The organism is Pseudogemmobacter faecipullorum, assembly GCF_020539525.1.
Taxonomy (GTDB): Bacteria; Pseudomonadota; Alphaproteobacteria; order Rhodobacterales; family Rhodobacteraceae; genus Pseudogemmobacter; species Pseudogemmobacter faecipullorum.
In genome coordinates this window covers 53,790-69,584 of record NZ_JACDXX010000015.1, presented here as the reverse complement: position 1 = coordinate 69,584, position 15,795 = coordinate 53,790, and the positions used below count along the sequence as shown (strand labels likewise).

Sequence of the window (15,795 nt, the reverse complement as noted above, 5' to 3'; positions counted from 1 at the left end):
TCCAGGGATTTGCCCCCGGACCTGCCGCTGCAGGGGAGAGACAGAACATGCGTTGGATCCTGATGGGGGCCAGCACCATTGCCGCCGAACATATGATCGGCGCGATCCGCTCTCAGCCCGGGGCCAGTGTGCACCGCATTCTCAGCAGCTCGCCCGGCCGCGCGGCAGAATTTGCCGCAACCCATGGCATCCCCCATCATGGCAGTGATCTGGCAGCGGCTCTGGCCGATCCCGAGGCCGGGGCGGTCTATATCTCAACCACCAATGAGCAGCACCGCGCCCAGGCCCTGGCCGCGATTGCCGCCGGCAAACATGTGCTTTGCGAAAAGCCGCTGGCGATGACGGCCGGGGAAGCGGCGGAAATGGTACTTGCCGCCCGGGCACGCGGCGTGACTTTCGCCACCAATCATCATCTGCGCTGCGCCGGCAGCCACCGCGCCATCCGCGCCCTGATCGCCGGGGGCCGCATTGGTAAGGTATTGTCCTTGCGTATCTTTCATGCCGTGCAGCTGCCGGCGCATCTCCAGGGCTGGCGTATTAACGATGCGGCGGCGGGTGGCGGTGTGATCGCTGATATCACCGTGCATAATGCCGATACCGCCCGCTTTCTGCTCCAGGATGAGCCGGTCTCGGTGGTGGCGAAAATGACCGCCTCCGGCCTTGGCGAGGGGGTTGAGGACAGCGCGATGTCGATCTGGACCATGAGCTCGGGCGCCATGGTGTTCAGCCATGAAAGCTTTACCCATCCCTTCGCCGGCTCCGGACTGGAGCTGCATGGCACCGCAGGCTCGGTCTTCGCCCGGGGCGTGATGAGCCAAAGTCCGCTCGGCGAGATTGAGCTTGTGACCGCCGCCGGGCGCGAAGCCATCCCCTTCACCCGCGATGATCTCTATGCCACCGGCCTTGCCGCCTTCCTCGCCGCCACCCGGGGCGAAGGCGCCCCCGCCGCCAGTGGCGAGGATGGGGTCAGATCGCTCAGCATTGCCCTGGCCGTGCGCAAGGCGGCCCGATCAGGCACCTGCTGCCCTGTGACTTTTCCGGAGCTCTAATCATGACAAAGCTCGTCTCCGCCGCTGAGGCCGTCGCCCGCATCCGCGATCAGGCCGTGATCACGGTCTCCTCCTCCTCGGCGCTTGGCTGCCCCGATCTGGTGCTGCGCGCATTGGGCGAGCGGTTTGTCAGCGAGGGCCACCCGCGGGCGCTGACCATGCTGCACCCGATTGCTGCCGGGGATATGTATGGCGTCAAAGGCATTGATCATATTGCGAAAGACGGGCTGATCGCCCGGGTTCTGGCAGGATCTTACCCCTCTGGCCCCTCCAGCCTGGCAATGCCCGCGATCTGGCAGATGATCACCCAAGAGCGGGTGGCGGCCTGGAATGTGCCCTCGGGCATTCTGTTCGATATGCACCGTGAGGCGGCAGCGCGCCGCCCCGGAGTGCTGACCAAAGTCGGGCTGCAGACCTTTGTCGACCCGCAGCTTCAGGGCTGCGCGATGAATGAAACCGCCGCCCGCAGCCCGATTGTCCGCCGCGCGGAATTCGGCGGCGAGACCTGGCTGCATTTCCCCAATATTTACCCCGATGTCTGCATCCTGCGCGCCACCACCGCCGATGAGCGCGGCAATCTGACCTATGAGCATGAGGGGGCCTATCTGGGCGGGCTGGAACAGGCGATTGCCACCCGCAATAATGGCGGTCTGGTGATCGCTCAGGTCTCGCGCATGACCACCGCCGGCAGTCTGCGCCCGCATGATGTGCGCCTGCCCGGCCATCTGGTCGATCTGCTGGTGCTGGACCCGGCGCAGCTCCAGACCACGGAAACCCTGTATGATCCGGCGATCTCGGGGCAGATCCTGCGGCCCTGGGACAGTTTCACCCTGGCTGAACATGGGATCGAGAAGGTGATCGCCCGGCGCGCCGCAATGGAGCTGAAGCGCGGCCAGACCGCTAATCTGGGCTTTGGCATCTCGGCCATGGTGCCGCGCATCCTGCTCGAAGAGGGCCATGCCGAGGCCGTCACCTGGGCGATTGAGCAGGGTGCGGTCGGCGGTATGCCCCTGACCGGCTTTGCTTTCGGCTGCGCCTCGAATGCCTTTGGCTATGTCCCCTCGCCGCAGCAGTTCATCTATTTCCAGGGCGGCGGCTTCGACCTCTCCTTCCTGTCCTTCATGGAGGTTGACCGTCGGGGCAATGTGAACGTCTCAAAACTGGGCAAAAAGCCCTATCTCACCGCAGGCTGCGGCGGCTTTGTCGATATCACCGCCCATGCGCGCAAACTGGTCTTTTCAGGCTGGTTTGAGGCCGGGGCCGAGGTCAGCCTGTCAGAGAGCGGCATTACCATCACAAAGCCCGGGAAATTCACCAAAATGGTGGAGCAGGTCGAGCATGTCACCTTCTCCGGTACCCGCGCCCGCGACCAGGGCCAGGAGCTGCTCTATATCACCGAACGCTGCGTGATGCGGCTGGAGGCGGATGGGCTTTGCGCCACCGAGATCATGCCCGGTATTGATCCGGCCCGCGATATCCTCGCCGCCAGTGCCGGGCGGGTGCGGATCGCAGAAAATGCGGTGCAGATGCCGCGCTCGCTGCTGTCCGCCGGGCCGATGGGGCTGCAGCTGTGAGCGGCCGGGTCGAGCTGCGCTTTGACGGGGATCTGGCGGAAATCCGGCTGAATAATCCCGAAAAGATGAATGCTTTCAGCGCGCCGATGCTGGATGAGCTGGCCGCGCATCTCGAAAAGATCGAGCGCAGCCCGGCGCGTCTGGTGCTGCTGAGCGCGGCGCCGGCGAAATGCTTTTGCTCGGGCGCCGATATCAGCGGCTGGGGCGGCCTCAGCCCGGCGGAATTTGCCCGGCACTGGGTGCGCGGCGGCCACCGCATTTTCGACCGCCTCGCCCGGCTGTCGCGTCCGACCCTGGCCCTGCTTGAGGGCCATGCCTTTGGCGGCGGGCTGGAGCTGGCGGCGGCCTGCGACATCCGCATCATGACGCCGCGCGCCAGCATCGCCTTGCCCGAAAGCGGCATCGGCATCGTGCCTGGCTGGTCGGGCAGCCAGCGCCTCATCCGGCTTTTGCCTGAGCCGGTGGTCAAGGAAATGGCGCTGTTTGGCCGCCGGATCAGCGCCGCGCGGGCGCTGGAGCTGGGCTTTGCCGCCGCTGTCTGCGAAGCCGCCCGCACCGAAGCGCTGGCGGTTCTGGAACGGGCGCGCGGCCTCTCGCCCCGCGCCACCGAGATTGCCAAAAACATGATCCATGCCGGGCGCGGCGAGGATCGCGCCGCGCTGATCGAGGCTTTGGGCTCGGCCGCCATTGCCGCCGCAGCCGATCGCAGCGAGGGCGTCGCGGCTTTTCAGGGCAAACGCCCGGCTGAATTTACGGGAAATTAACATGACCGCATATACTCTGATTCCCGCCACCAATGCTGATCTCTCAGCCCTGCCCTTCCATGGCCGCCATCTGATCAATGGCAGCTGGTGCGACAGTGCTGAAAGCTTTGAGCGCCGTTCGCCCGCCCATGGCTGCCTGGTCAGCCGCCATGCAAAAGCGGGTGCGGCAGAAACCACGGCTGCGATTGAAGCGGCGCGCCTCTCGTTTGACGCCGGTGACTGGTCACGCGCCAGCGGTAAGGAACGCGCGACGCTGCTGCTGAAAGTGGCGGATCTGATCGCGGAACGCAGCGCGGAAATGGCGCTCCTGGAAGCGTTGGAAACCGGCAAGCCGATCACCCAGGCCCGGGGAGAGGTCAGTGGCGCCGCTGATCTCTGGCGCTATGCCGCCGCCCTGGCCAGGGCTTTGCATGGCGACAGCCATGACAGCCTTGGCCCCGATCTGCTGGCCATGGTGCTGCAACAGCCGGTCGGGGTGGTCTCGATCATCACGCCGTGGAATTTCCCGTTCTGGATCCTGAGCCAGAAACTGCCCTTCGCCCTTGCGGCGGGCTGCTCCTGTATCGTCAAACCCTCTGAGATCACCCCCTCGACCACGGTGATCCTCGGCGAATTGCTGACCGAGGCCGGATTGCCGCCCGGCGTGGTGAATATTGTGCTGGGTTATGGGGATCCGGTGGGCGCGCTGATGGCCGCGCATCCTATGGTCGATATGGTCAGTTTCACCGGCTCGACCACGGTCGGGCGCTCGATCCAGGCGGCGGCCTCGGCCACGCTGAAAAAGCTCGCACTGGAGCTTGGCGGCAAGAACCCCCAGGTGGTGCTGCCCGATGCCGATCTCGATGCGGCGGCGGATGCGGTGGTGTTTGGCAGCCTGTTCAACGCCGGAGAATGCTGCAATGCTGGCTCACGTCTGATCCTGCATCGAGATATTGCCGCCGATTTCACCGCCAGGCTGGCTGAACTCTCGGCCAGGGTGGCCTTCGGCGATCCGCTTGATCCGCAGACCCAGGTCGGGGCGATCATCTCGCCCGCGCATCTGCAGCGCATTGACCGCTCGGTAAAAGATGGCCTTGCCGCCGGGGCCGGGCTGGCCCTCGGCGGCGAGACGCTGCAGATCCCGGGGCTGAGCGGCACATTCTACGCCCCCACCCTGCTGACCGGCATCCGCCCCGATATGGCCATCGCCCGGGAAGAGGTCTTCGGCCCGGTGCTGGCGATCCAGAGCTGCAGCAGCCTCGATGAGGCGATCAGCCTCGCCAATGATACCAGCTATGGCCTCTCGGCCGGGATCTGGAGCAAGGATATCCATGCCTGCCTGCGCTTTGCCCGCAGCGTCGAAGCCGGCACGATCTGGACCAACAGCTGGATGGATGGCTTCCCCGAAGTGCCCTTCGGCGGGATGAAACAATCCGGTCTTGGCCGGGAAAATGGCCACTACGGGCTGGAGGAATATCTCGAACCCAAATCCGTCGTCATGCGCATCGGTGCCAGCACCCGCGCGCCCTGGGTCAGGCGATGAGCCCGCCCGGATCAGCGAAACTCAGTTTCGGGCTGATGCAGGATCTGCAGCCCGCCGGTCGGCTCGCCGGCAAAAGCGCGCAGCAGCACCTCGCCCATCGAGCGCCCGGCGAGACGCAGATCCTCAAGCATGGTATCGACCCGCGGCCGGAACAGATCAAACAGATCCGAAGCGCGCTTGGCCACCACATCAATCTCGTGCCCGACACTCAGACCGGCATCGCTGATCGCGCCCAGCGCCGCCAGCGCCTGCACCTCGCCGACGCAGATAATGCCATCCGGCCGGTCGGGCTGCATCAGCCGCTGGCGCAGCCAGGCCAGGGTCTCGACATCCGAGGTATCGAGGCTGATCTGATCCGGGATCTCGCAGCTGATGCCATGCGCCTTCGCCGCCGAAACCGCGCCCCAGCGCAGATGCTGGGCAAAAGAATAACGCGCCGGCGGCAGGATGATCAGCAGCCGCGTCCGGCCTTTGGAAATCAGCCGCTCGGCCGCGATCCGGGCAAAGGCCTCATTGTCGAAATCGACCCAGGGATGCGGCACGGTAAATTCGGTACGGCCATGACAGACAAAGGGAAAACCCTGCTCGGTCAGATAGCGCACGCGCGGATCGAAGGGCTCGGTGCGGTTAAAAATAATGCCATCGCCCAGCCGGCTTTCCACAATCTGGCGCACCGCCGAGAGGCGGTCGCTGCCAAGGATGTCGGGAAACAAAGTCACCGAATAGCCGGTGCCCGCCAAAGCTTCGGACAGGCCCGAGATCAGCTCGTGGGTAAAGCCGAGAAACTCATGATCGAGATTGAGCAGCAGCTGGATCACCTTGGTCCGCCCGGTGCGCAGACGCTGCGCGGCACGGTCGGGCACATAGCCCAGTCTGCGGGCCGCTTCCTGCACCAGCGCCCGGGTCGTGGCCGCGATTCGTACATCATTGGCCAGCGCCCGCGACACCGTCGTAACCGCAAGTCCGGTCTCTGCCGCGATGGTGCGCAGCGTCGGCCTTACACGCTGAGATTGTACCACCAGGCGCGAAGCCGCATTTCCGACAGGGCTGGACAGGGCAGGTCTCCTTTTGAATGCTGCCCAACCTATGACAGGAAAATATATCGTTACAACAATGAATTTATGCCGCAACTGCGCGGCTTTTGCTGCATTGCAGCCAGTAAAATTGACTTACCAGCGAGGGAAGTCTCAAAAATTATATTGACTGGAATGCTATTTGTAACGTTTCACTAAGCTTGTTCCCGATCGGGACGTTCATCTGGGAGGATGACATGAGGAAGATGACCAAGGGAGTAACCTCGGCTCTGGCGCTGACGATTGGCCTCGCTGCCGCCGCCAGAGCGGAAGATGTGGAAGTGCTGCACTGGTGGACGGCCGGGGGTGAAGCGGCGGCGCTCAATGTGCTGAAAGAAGACCTCGCAAAACAGGGCATCGGCTGGGTGGATATGCCGGTCGCCGGTGGCGGTGGTGAGGCGGCGATGACCGCGCTCTCGGCCCGCGTCACCGCAGGCGATCCGCCGACCGCAGTGCAGATGCTTGGCTTTGATATCACCGACTGGGCGGCCCAGGGCGCGCTTGGCAATCTTGACGAAGTGGCCGCGGCTGAGGGCTGGGATAAGGTGATCCCGGCAGCCCTGCAGGCCTTCTCGAAATATGACGGCCACTGGATCGCCGCGCCGGTCAATGTGCATTCGACCAACTGGCTCTGGATCTCGAAAGCCGCGCTCGACAAGACCGGCCTCGCCGAGCCGACCAGCTGGGATGAGCTGATCGCCGTGCTCGATAAGATGAAAGAGAACGGCATCACGCCGCTCGCCCATGGCGGTCAGCCCTGGCAGGATGCGACGGTGTTTGACAGCCTGGTGCTGGCCCAGGGTACCGATTTCTACAAAGCCGCTTTCATCGACCTCGACCCGGCGGCGCTGGGGGGCGAGAAAATGGCCGCCGCTTTTGACCAGCTGTTGAAACTGCGCAGCTATGTCGATGACAATTTCTCGGGCCGCGACTGGAACCTGGCCTCGGCCATGGTGATCAATGGCGAGGCCGGGATGCAGGCCATGGGCGACTGGGCCAAGGGGGAGTTCCTCGGCGCAGGTCAGAAGCCGGGCGTTGACTTCGTCTGCATCCGCTTCCCCGGCACCCAGGGCGCGATCACCTTCAACGCCGACCAGTTCGCCATGTTCAACGTCAAGGGCGAAGAGGCGGTGAAAGCGCAGCATGCCATGGCCTCGGCGATTGAGAGCCCCGCCTTCCAGTCGGCCTTCAATACCGTCAAAGGCTCGGTCCCGGCCCGGACCGATGTGCCCGATACTGCTTTCGATGATTGCGGCAAAAAGGGCATCAAGGATCTGGCCGAAGCCAGCGCCGGCAATACCCTCTTCGGCTCGATGGCACATGGCTATGGCGCCCCGGCCTCGGTGAAAAATGCCACCTATGACGTGATCACCGCCGCCTTCAACGGCGAATATGCGGATGGCGCGAGCGCGGCGACCGCCCTGGCCGAAGCTGTGGCTGCAGCCCAGTAAGCCTGCGTCCCATAGTCAGCGGGAAGGCAGCCCGGCTGCCCTCCCGCCTCTTCCGGCAGTTTTACGCGCCGGAACCGGGATTTTACCAGTAAATTCGCGTGCTTTGCGCGCAAGCTTCGCAGGAGGGGGGACAGAATGGCTGCGCCCGCAGAAGTCGATTTCCGAACCAGATTACAGGACTGGCTGCCAAGACTGGTGCTCGCACCCTCGCTGGCGGTGACAGTGTTCTTTGTCTATGGCTTTATCCTGTTTACCATTCTGCTCTCCTTCACCGGCTCGAAGATGCTGCCGAGCTGGAATTTCATCGGCTTTGACAATTACATCCGGCTGTTCTCGCTGCCCGCCTGGCATACTGCGCTGAAAAACATCGCGATCTTTGCCACGCTTTACATCGTGATCTGCACCGTGATCGGTCTCGCCCTGGCGATCTTTCTCGATCAGAAAATCCGCGGCGAGGGCATGCTGCGCCCGATCTATCTCTATCCGATGGCTTTGTCCTTCATCGTTACCGGCACGGCGTGGAAATGGTTTCTCGATCCCGGCATCGGTCTGCAGAATGTGATGCATCAATGGGGCTGGGAGAGCTTTTCCTTCACCTGGATCAAATCAAACACCATGGCGATCTATACGATTGTGATCGCCGCCGTCTGGCAAAGCTCGGGCTTTGTCATGGCGATGTTCCTGGCCGGCCTGCGCGGCATTGATAATGAGATCCTGAAAGCGGCGCAGATCGACGGCGCCTCAAACTGGCAGCTCTACCGCCGCATCGTCATTCCGCTGCTGCGCCCGGCCTTTCTCTCGGCCTTTGTCATTCTCGCCCATCTGGCGATCAAGAGCTATGACCTCGTCATCGCGCTGACCGGCGGCGGCCCCGGCCGCGCCACGGAAATGCCCGCAACCTTCATGTATTCCTATACTTTCACCCGCAAGGAAATGGGCGTCGGCGCCTCTTCCGCCGTGATCATGCTGATCACCATCGCCGCGATCATGGTGCCCTATCTCTATTCCGAGCTGAAGGAGAAGAAATCATGAGCGCGGTCACCCAGGACACGGCCGTCTCGACCGGCCGCATCACCCGGACTTTCATCTATCTGCTGCTGATCCTGTTCGCCCTTTTCTACCTGCTGCCGCTTTACGTCATGGGCGTGAATTCGGTGAAACCGCTGAGCGAGATCACCGGCGGCAATATGATGGCTTTGCCCGGCGAATGGACGCTCGACCCCTGGCGCGCGGCCTGGTCCTCGGCGCAGATCGGCGTCCAGGCCACGGGGCTGAAACCCTATTTCCTGAACTCGATCCTGATGGTCGTGCCGGCCGTGATGATCTCGACCATGATCGGCGCGCTGAATGGCTATATCCTGACCAAATGGGAATTTCCCGGCCATAAGATCATCTTCGGGCTGATGCTGTTTTCCTGCTTCATCCCCTTCCAGATCGTGCTGATCCCGATGGCGCGGGTGCTGGGCATGCTGGGCCTCGCCGGTTCAGTGCCGGGCCTCGTGCTGGTGCATGTGGTTTACGGACTTGGCTTCTCGACGCTTTACTTCCGCAACTATTATGCCGCCTTCCCCACCGAGCTGGTGCGGGCCGCGCAGATGGATGGCGCGGGCTTCTTTCGCATCTTCTGGCGCATTCTGCTGCCGGTCTCGGGCCCGATCGCCGTGGTCTGTGTGATCTGGCAGTTCACCAATATCTGGAATGACTTCCTGTTCGGCGCCAGTTTCGGCGGCACCACCCAGCCGATGACGGTGGCGCTGAACAACCTCGTGCAAAGCTCGACCGGCGTTAAGGAATATAACGTGCATTTCGCCGGGGCGATCCTCGCCGCCATTCCCACCCTGATCGTTTACATCGTCGCAGGCCGCTATTTCGTGCGGGGCCTGATGGCGGGCTCAGTCAAAGGTTGATGCCATGGGCTTTCTCGACATTCGCAATGTGACCAAATCCTACGGCGCCGTTCAGGTTCTGCACCAGGTTGATATCGCCGTGGAGGAGGGCGAGTTCCTTGTCCTCGTCGGCCCCTCGGGCTGCGGGAAATCGACGCTGCTGAATATGATCGCCGGGCTGGAGGGGATCTCGGGCGGTGAGATCGCGATCAAAGACCGGGTGGTGAACGGCGTTCACCCCTCAAAGCGCAATATCGCCATGGTGTTCCAGAGCTATGCGCTCTACCCCAATATGACCGTCGGGCAGAATATGACCTTCGGGCTGGAGATGCATGGCGTGCCAAAGCCCGAGCGCGACAAGGCGCTGGCCGATGTCTCGAAACTGCTGCAGATCGACCATCTGCTGGACCGCAAGCCAGGCCAGCTCTCGGGCGGCCAGCGCCAGCGCGTCGCTATGGGCCGCGCCCTGGTGCGCGATCCCGATGTCTTCCTGTTTGATGAGCCGCTCTCGAACCTTGATGCGAAACTGCGCGTCGATATGCGCACCGAGATCAAAAAGCTGCATCAGCGGCTGAAGCGCACCATCGTCTATGTGACCCATGACCAGATCGAGGCGATGACGCTCTCGACCCGGATCGCGGTGATGAACAAGGGCCTGGTGCAGCAGCTCGGCACGCCGAAAGAGATCTACGACACACCGGCCAATATCTTCGTTGCCACTTTCATGGGCTCGCCGGCGATGAATATCATCCCCGCCACGCTGCGCCGCGAGGGCGAGAGCGTCTTTGCCGAAATCCAGGATCACGCCGGTCAGAACCTGCGCCTCGCTCTGCCGCCCGGCAATTTCCAGGCCCATATCGGGCGCGAGCTGCTGCTTGGCATCCGCCCCGAGGCAATCACTGATCCCGAAGGCGCCGACCGCAATTCGGCCCATATCGTGCCCTTGCCGAATTTCGTCACCGTGACCGAACCCGCAGGCGCCGATACCTTTGTCACCATGACGCTGGGCGGCAAGGATGTGATCGCAAGGATGCGGGCGGATGCCAGTGTCCATCCGCAACAGAGCTTTGATTTCGTGGTGAATATGGAGAAAGCGGTGCTGTTTGATCCGAAAACCGAAGAACGGATCCTGACGTGAGCCAGCCAGAGGTCATCATCATCGGCGCCGGGATCGGCGGGGCGACGCTGGCCGCCGCCCTCGCCCCTTCGGGGCGGCAGATCCTGATCCTGGAGCGCGGCGAGACATTACGCGACAGCCCCGAGGCACGCGATCCCGAGGCAATCTTCCGGCGCGGTTTCTACCGCCCCGATGAGCTCTGGCTCGATGCTGCGGGCGGCAGCTTTAACCCCGGTAATTACTATCAGCCCGGCGGCAATTCAAAATTCTACGGCGCGGTGCTGATGCGCTATCGCGCCGGGGATTTCGCGCCACTGCGCCATATCGGCGGAACCACCCCGGGCTGGCCCTTTGCCTATGAGGAATTGGAACGTTACTATTCTGCAGCCGAGGCGCTTTATCAGGTGCGCGGCGCGGTGGATCAGGATCCGAGCGAGCCGCCGCGCTCGGCCGCCCTGCCCTTTCCGCCTTTGCCCGATGAGCCGGTGATTGCCGATCTGCGCGCCCGGCTCCAGGCCCAGGGGCTGCATCCCTGCGCTTTGCCGCTCGGCGTTGATCTCGACGCCTGGCTGCAGGGCGGCGCCACCACCTGGGACGCTTTCCCCAATACCCGCGGCGGCAAGATGGATGCCGAGAGCTGCGCCCTGGCCGCGGCTTTGCGCCATCCGAATGTCACCATGCTGACCGGGGCCAGGGTGACCCGGCTCTGCGCCGGGGGGCGGCAGATCACCTCGGTCGAGCTGAACCATCGGGGACAGCTCCGGCGGCTCAGCGCGCCGCTGATCTGCCTTGCTGCCGGGGCGGTAAACTCGGCAGCGCTGCTGCTCGCCTCGGCCCATGATGGCGCACCTTCGGGCCTGGCGAATGGCTCGGATCAGGTCGGGCGCAATTTCATGAACCATAATCTCTCGGCGGTGCTGGGCATTAACCCTTTGCGCCGTAATGACAGCCTCTATCAGAAGACCATCCAGCTCAATGACTGGTATCTGAGCGGCGGCCCCTCGGGCGAGCCTCTGGGCAATGTGCAGATGCTGGGCAGGGTCACCGGCCCCATTCTCGCCGCCGAAAGCGGTCTGCCGCGCCGCCTCGCGCGCTATATCGCCGATCATTCGGTGCAGCTGCTGACCATGTCCGAAGACCTGCCGAGGCCCGAGTCGCGTATCACTTTGCGCGACGGTCAGATTACCCTGAAATGGGAACGATCCAACCTCGAGGCCCATGCGCTGCTGAACCAGAAGCTCGCCCGGGCGCTGCGCCGGGCGGGCTGGCCGCTGACCCTCAGCCGCGCCTTCCCCAAACGCAGCCCCAGCCATCAGTGCGGCACCTGTAAAATGGGCGATGATCCGGCGGCAAGCGTCGTCGATGCCGGGTTGAAAGCGCATGATCTCGACAATCTCTGGATCTGTGACGCCTCGGTCCTGCCCACATCGGCGGCGGTGAACCCCGCCCTCACCATTGCCGCCCTGGCTTTGCGCTGTGGCGATATGATCCGCGAGAGGCATCTGACATGAAACCCCATGCGCTGATCACCGGCGGCCAGCAGGGTATCGGCTTTGGCATTGCCCAAAGCCTCGCCGCAGCGGGCTGGCAGATCACCCTCGCCGCCGAACAGCCGCAGGACTGCGCCCGGGTGCGCGCGGCGCTGGCGCAGCTGCCGGCTGGCAGCCGCTATTTTGCCCATGATCTGCGCCAGATCAGCGCTGTGCCCGCGCTGCTGGCCCGGATTGAGGCCGATCTGCCGCTGACCAGCCTGATTGCCAATGCAGGCGTTCCGGCGCTGCAGCGCGGCGATCTGCTGGAGCTGCGCCCCGAAAGCTTTGACCGCTGCCATGAGGTCAATCTGCGCGGCACTTTCTTTCTGGCCCAGGCGGTGGCCCGGACCATGCTGCGCCACCCCGGTCCCGGCTATCGCAGCCTGATCTTCATCACCTCGGTCTCGGCTGAGATGGCCAGCCCCGAGCGTGCCGAATATTGCATCTCGAAAGCCGGGGCCTCGATGATGGCAAAGAACTTCGCGCTGCGCCTCGCAGCCGAGGGGATCGGCGTGTTTGAGCTGCGCCCCGGCATCATCGCCACGCCGATGACCGAGGGGGTGCACCAGCGCTACGAGGCGCGGATCCGCGAGGGGCTCGTGCCTGCCGGTCGCTGGGGCCAGCCTGCCGATATTGGCAAAACCGTGCTGCCGCTGGTCGAAGGGCGCATGGGTTTTGCCACCGGATCCAGCTTTGCCGTCGATGGCGGCCTCTCCATCCCCCGGCTTTAGAGGGTGTTATGAAAGAAGACTTTGATTTCATCATTATCGGTGGCGGCTCGGCAGGCGCGGTTCTGGCGGCGCGGCTCTCTGAAGACCCGGCAGCGAAGGTGCTGCTGCTTGAAGCGGGCGGCAGCGACCGCCATCCCTATTACCACCTGCCCGCCGGTTTCGCCAAAATGACCAAAGGCATCGGCTCCTGGGGCTGGCAGACCGTGCCGCAGCGCCACATGAATAATCTGCAGCTCCGCTTTACCCAGGCCAGGGTGATCGGCGGCGGCTCCTCGATCAATGCGCAGATCTACACCCGCGGCAATGCGCTCGATTACGACGAATGGGCGCAGCTCGGCTGCAAAGGCTGGAGCTATGACGAGGTTCTGCCCTGGTTCCGCCGCGCCGAGGATAATGACACATTCGAGGATCACTGGCATGGCAAGGGCGGCCCGCTCGGCGTGTCGCGCCCCCGCGCGCCCCTGCCGGTCTGCAAGGCCTGGTTTGCCGCCTGCGCCGGGCTTGGCATCCCCTTCAACCCCGATATGACCGGGGCAGAACAGGCCGGAGTGGGCTATTACCAGCTGACCCAGCGCCATATGCGCCGCTCTTCGACCGCCACCGCCTATCTGCGCCCCGCCCGGCACCGCCCGAACCTGACGATCTGCACCGGGGCCGAGGTTTTGCGCATCCTGACCGAAGGCCAGCGCGCCATCGGGGTCGAAACCGCCACCGGCCCGGTTTATGCCCGCGCCGAGGTGCTGCTCTCGGCCGGAGCCATCGGCTCGCCGCGCCTGTTGCAGCTTTCGGGCATCGGCCCGGGCGCGGATCTGCGCGCCCTTGGTATTGCGGTCGTGCTCGATCAGCCCGGGGTCGGTGCCAATCTGCAGGATCATCTCGACCTTTTTGTCATTGCCGAATGCAGCGGCCCGCACAGCTATGACCGTTATGCCAGACCGTTCTGGTCGATGCTGGCCGGGCTGCAATATCTGACGACCAGGCGCGGCCCGGTCGCCTCCTCTTTGTTTGAGACCGGCGGCTTCTGGTATGCCGATACCACTGCCCGCTCGCCCGATCTGCAGTTCCATCTCGGCCTGGGCTCGGGCATCGAGGCCGGGGTGGCCGCCATGCCCCAGGGTGGCCTCACGCTGAATTCAGCCCATCTGCGACCGCGCTCGCGCGGCACGGTGCGGCTGGCCTCGGCCGATCCCTGCGCCGCGCCGCTGATCGACCCGAATTACTGGGAGGATCCCTATGACCGCGAAATGTCGATCCGCGGGCTGAAACTGGCGCGCGAGATGATGGCGGGCGATGCGCTGAAACCCTATCTCCTGGCCGAACGCCTGCCCGGGCCAGAGGTGCGCAGCGATCAGGATTATTTCGACTATGCCTGCCGCCATGCCAAGACTGACCATCACCCGGCCGGCACCTGCCGCATGGGATCAGACGTCGAAGCCGTGGTCGATCCCCTGCTGCGCTTCAACGGAATTGAGGGGCTCAGGGTGATCGACGCCTCGGTCATGCCGCGCGTGGTCTCCTCAAACACCAATGCCGCCACCATCATGATCGCCGAAAAGGCAAGCGATATCATCGCCCGCGCCCATGGCCTCAGCCGCAAGGAAAACAGCGCCGCATGATCCGCCATATCGTCCTGATCCGCTTTCGCCCCGGCACCACCGAAGCCCGGATTGCTGCTTTATTTGACGGGCTGAAACAGATCCGCGCCCTGCTGCCCGGTGTGCTGGCGGTCCATGCCGGGCGCTCGCAAAGCCCCGAACAGATCGAGCGCGGCTATCTGCATGGCTTCACCGTGGATTTCACCGACTGGGCGGCTCTGGCCGCCTATCAGGACCACCCCGACCACCGCCGCATCGGCGCGGGCCTTGTCGCCGCGGCCGAAGGCGGGCTGGACGGCATCCTTGTTTTCGACCTTGATTGCGGAGCCTGAAATGATCCTTCTGCCCCGGAACCATGCCCTGCAGCCCTATCGCCTGCAGGGCATAGCCCTGCCGCCCCGCGCGCCTGAGGGGCCGCTGGCCCGAACGGCCTTTGCCGCTGCCCATGTCATCCCCGATCCCCTGCGCCCGCACAGCCCCTGGGACAGCCGCCCGCAGCTCGACTGGGAGGCGACTTTGCGCTTTCGCATCGGGCTCTGGGATCAGGGGCTGCATCTGGCCGAGGCGATGGATACGGCGCAGCGTGGCATGGGCACCGACTGGGCCACGGCGAAAGAGCTGGTTGAGCGCAGCATGCGCGAGGCCCGCGCCCATCCGCTCTGCCCCCGGGTTGCCGCAGGTGTCGGCACCGATCAGGCCGCACCTGAGACGCTGAGCAGCCTTGACGCGATCATCGCCGCCTATGAAGAGCAGCTCGAGGCGATTGAGGCCAGCGGCGCCCAGGCGATCGTGATGGCCAGCCGGGCGCTGCCCGCGATCCGCGCCCGGCCCGAGGATTACCACCGCCTCTACCGCCGCCTGATCGATGGCGCGGCGCAGCCGGTGATCCTGCACTGGCTCGGCGCGATGTTTGATCCCGGCCTGGAGGGCTACTGGGGCTGCGCCTCAGTTGAGGCGGCTTCAGATTTTGTGCTGCAGCTGATTGCCGAAAACCCCGGAAAAGTCGACGGGATCAAAATCTCGCTGCTGGATCAGGCGCATGAAGAGGCCTTCCGCGCCCGCCTGCCCGGGGGGGTGCGGCTCTATACCGGCGATGATTTCAACTATGCGCCGCTGATTGCCGGCGATGGAGAGCATCACTCGCATGCGCTCCTCGGCATCTTCGCCGCCATTGCCCCCGCCGCCACCCGCGCGCTCGAGGCGCTGGGGCGCGGCGATCATGCGCTTTATCACCAGCTCCTTGCCCCCACCGTGCCGCTCTCGCGTGAGATTTTCCGCGCCCCCACCCGGTTTTATAAGGCAGGCATCGCCTTTCTCGCCTGGCTGAACGGCTGGCAGAGCCATTTCACCATGCCCGCAGGAATGCAGTCGGCCCGCGACATCAGCCATTACGCCGAGGTGTTCCGTCTTGCAGACCAGGCCGGACTTCTGGCAGATCCGGACCTGGCCCTGGCCCGGATGCGCCTGCTGACCGGCCTTTACGGAATTGAGCAAAGCTGAG

14 protein-coding genes are annotated in these 15,795 nt (G+C 64.1%); 13 read left to right on the top strand and 1 reads right to left on the bottom strand.

Features of this window, described 5'->3' with window-relative positions:
• Positions 1-47 precede the first annotated feature (47 nt).
• From H0485_RS15415 to H0485_RS15400, 4 genes are read left to right on the top strand one after another with little or no spacing between them, the layout of a single operon-like run.
• Entirely contained in the window at positions 48-1,049 is a 1,002-nt protein-coding gene (locus tag H0485_RS15415) for a Gfo/Idh/MocA family protein (RefSeq protein ID WP_226936843.1), read from the top strand.
• A gap of 2 nt (positions 1,050-1,051) precedes the next feature.
• The gene (locus H0485_RS15410; RefSeq protein ID WP_226936842.1) at positions 1,052-2,623 is read left to right on the top strand and encodes an acyl CoA:acetate/3-ketoacid CoA transferase; all 1,572 of its coding nucleotides are present in this window, start codon (positions 1,052-1,054) and stop codon (positions 2,621-2,623) included.
• On the top strand, positions 2,620-3,387 hold the full coding sequence (locus H0485_RS15405; RefSeq protein WP_226936841.1) for an enoyl-CoA hydratase/isomerase family protein: 768 nt from the start codon (positions 2,620-2,622) through the stop codon (positions 3,385-3,387). Before H0485_RS15410 ends, H0485_RS15405 begins: the two co-directional genes overlap by 4 nt.
• Before the next feature lies 1 nt (position 3,388).
• The gene (locus H0485_RS15400) at positions 3,389-4,909 is read left to right on the top strand and encodes an aldehyde dehydrogenase family protein (RefSeq protein WP_226936840.1); all 1,521 of its coding nucleotides are present in this window, start codon (positions 3,389-3,391) and stop codon (positions 4,907-4,909) included.
• Positions 4,910-4,920: 11 nt separating this feature from the next.
• On the opposite strand, the gene H0485_RS15395 is transcribed toward H0485_RS15400, so the two are convergent.
• Complete coding sequence (locus H0485_RS15395; RefSeq protein ID WP_226936839.1) at positions 4,921-5,928, bottom strand: LacI family transcriptional regulator; 1,008 nt, start codon at positions 5,926-5,928, stop codon at positions 4,921-4,923.
• 251 nt (positions 5,929-6,179) lie between these two features.
• On the opposite strand from H0485_RS15395, the gene H0485_RS15390 reads away from it, so the two are divergent.
• The 9 genes from H0485_RS15390 (at position 6,180) to H0485_RS15350 (ending at position 15,794) form a co-directional block, all read left to right on the top strand.
• A complete protein-coding gene (locus tag H0485_RS15390; RefSeq protein WP_435531511.1) occupies positions 6,180-7,433 on the top strand; it encodes an ABC transporter substrate-binding protein in 1,254 nt (417 codons plus the stop codon).
• A gap of 135 nt (positions 7,434-7,568) precedes the next feature.
• A complete protein-coding gene (locus H0485_RS15385) occupies positions 7,569-8,465 on the top strand; it encodes a carbohydrate ABC transporter permease (protein ID WP_226936837.1) in 897 nt (298 codons plus the stop codon).
• The gene (locus tag H0485_RS15380) at positions 8,462-9,340 is read left to right on the top strand and encodes a carbohydrate ABC transporter permease (RefSeq protein ID WP_226936836.1); all 879 of its coding nucleotides are present in this window, start codon (positions 8,462-8,464) and stop codon (positions 9,338-9,340) included. Before H0485_RS15385 ends, H0485_RS15380 begins: the two co-directional genes overlap by 4 nt.
• A gap of 4 nt (positions 9,341-9,344) precedes the next feature.
• The gene (locus H0485_RS15375) at positions 9,345-10,457 is read left to right on the top strand and encodes an ABC transporter ATP-binding protein (RefSeq protein WP_226936835.1); all 1,113 of its coding nucleotides are present in this window, start codon (positions 9,345-9,347) and stop codon (positions 10,455-10,457) included.
• On the top strand, positions 10,454-11,947 hold the full coding sequence (locus H0485_RS15370) for a GMC oxidoreductase (RefSeq protein ID WP_226936834.1): 1,494 nt from the start codon (positions 10,454-10,456) through the stop codon (positions 11,945-11,947). Before H0485_RS15375 ends, H0485_RS15370 begins: the two co-directional genes overlap by 4 nt.
• Positions 11,944-12,699 (top strand): 3-ketoacyl-ACP reductase, encoded by a 756-nt coding sequence (locus H0485_RS15365; protein WP_226936833.1) that lies wholly within the window; start codon positions 11,944-11,946, stop codon positions 12,697-12,699. Before H0485_RS15370 ends, H0485_RS15365 begins: the two co-directional genes overlap by 4 nt.
• A gap of 8 nt (positions 12,700-12,707) precedes the next feature.
• Positions 12,708-14,315, top strand: a complete 1,608-nt coding sequence (locus H0485_RS15360; RefSeq protein ID WP_226936832.1) for a GMC family oxidoreductase — start codon at positions 12,708-12,710, stop codon at positions 14,313-14,315.
• Positions 14,312-14,626, top strand: coding sequence for a Dabb family protein (locus tag H0485_RS15355; protein ID WP_226936831.1), 315 nt, complete (start codon positions 14,312-14,314; stop codon positions 14,624-14,626). Before H0485_RS15360 ends, H0485_RS15355 begins: the two co-directional genes overlap by 4 nt.
• 1 nt (position 14,627) lies before the next feature.
• Positions 14,628-15,794: a dihydrodipicolinate synthase family protein gene (locus tag H0485_RS15350; protein WP_226936830.1), complete on the top strand. Its 1,167-nt coding sequence runs from the start codon at positions 14,628-14,630 to the stop codon at positions 15,792-15,794.
• The last annotated feature ends 1 nt before the right edge of the window (position 15,795 follow it).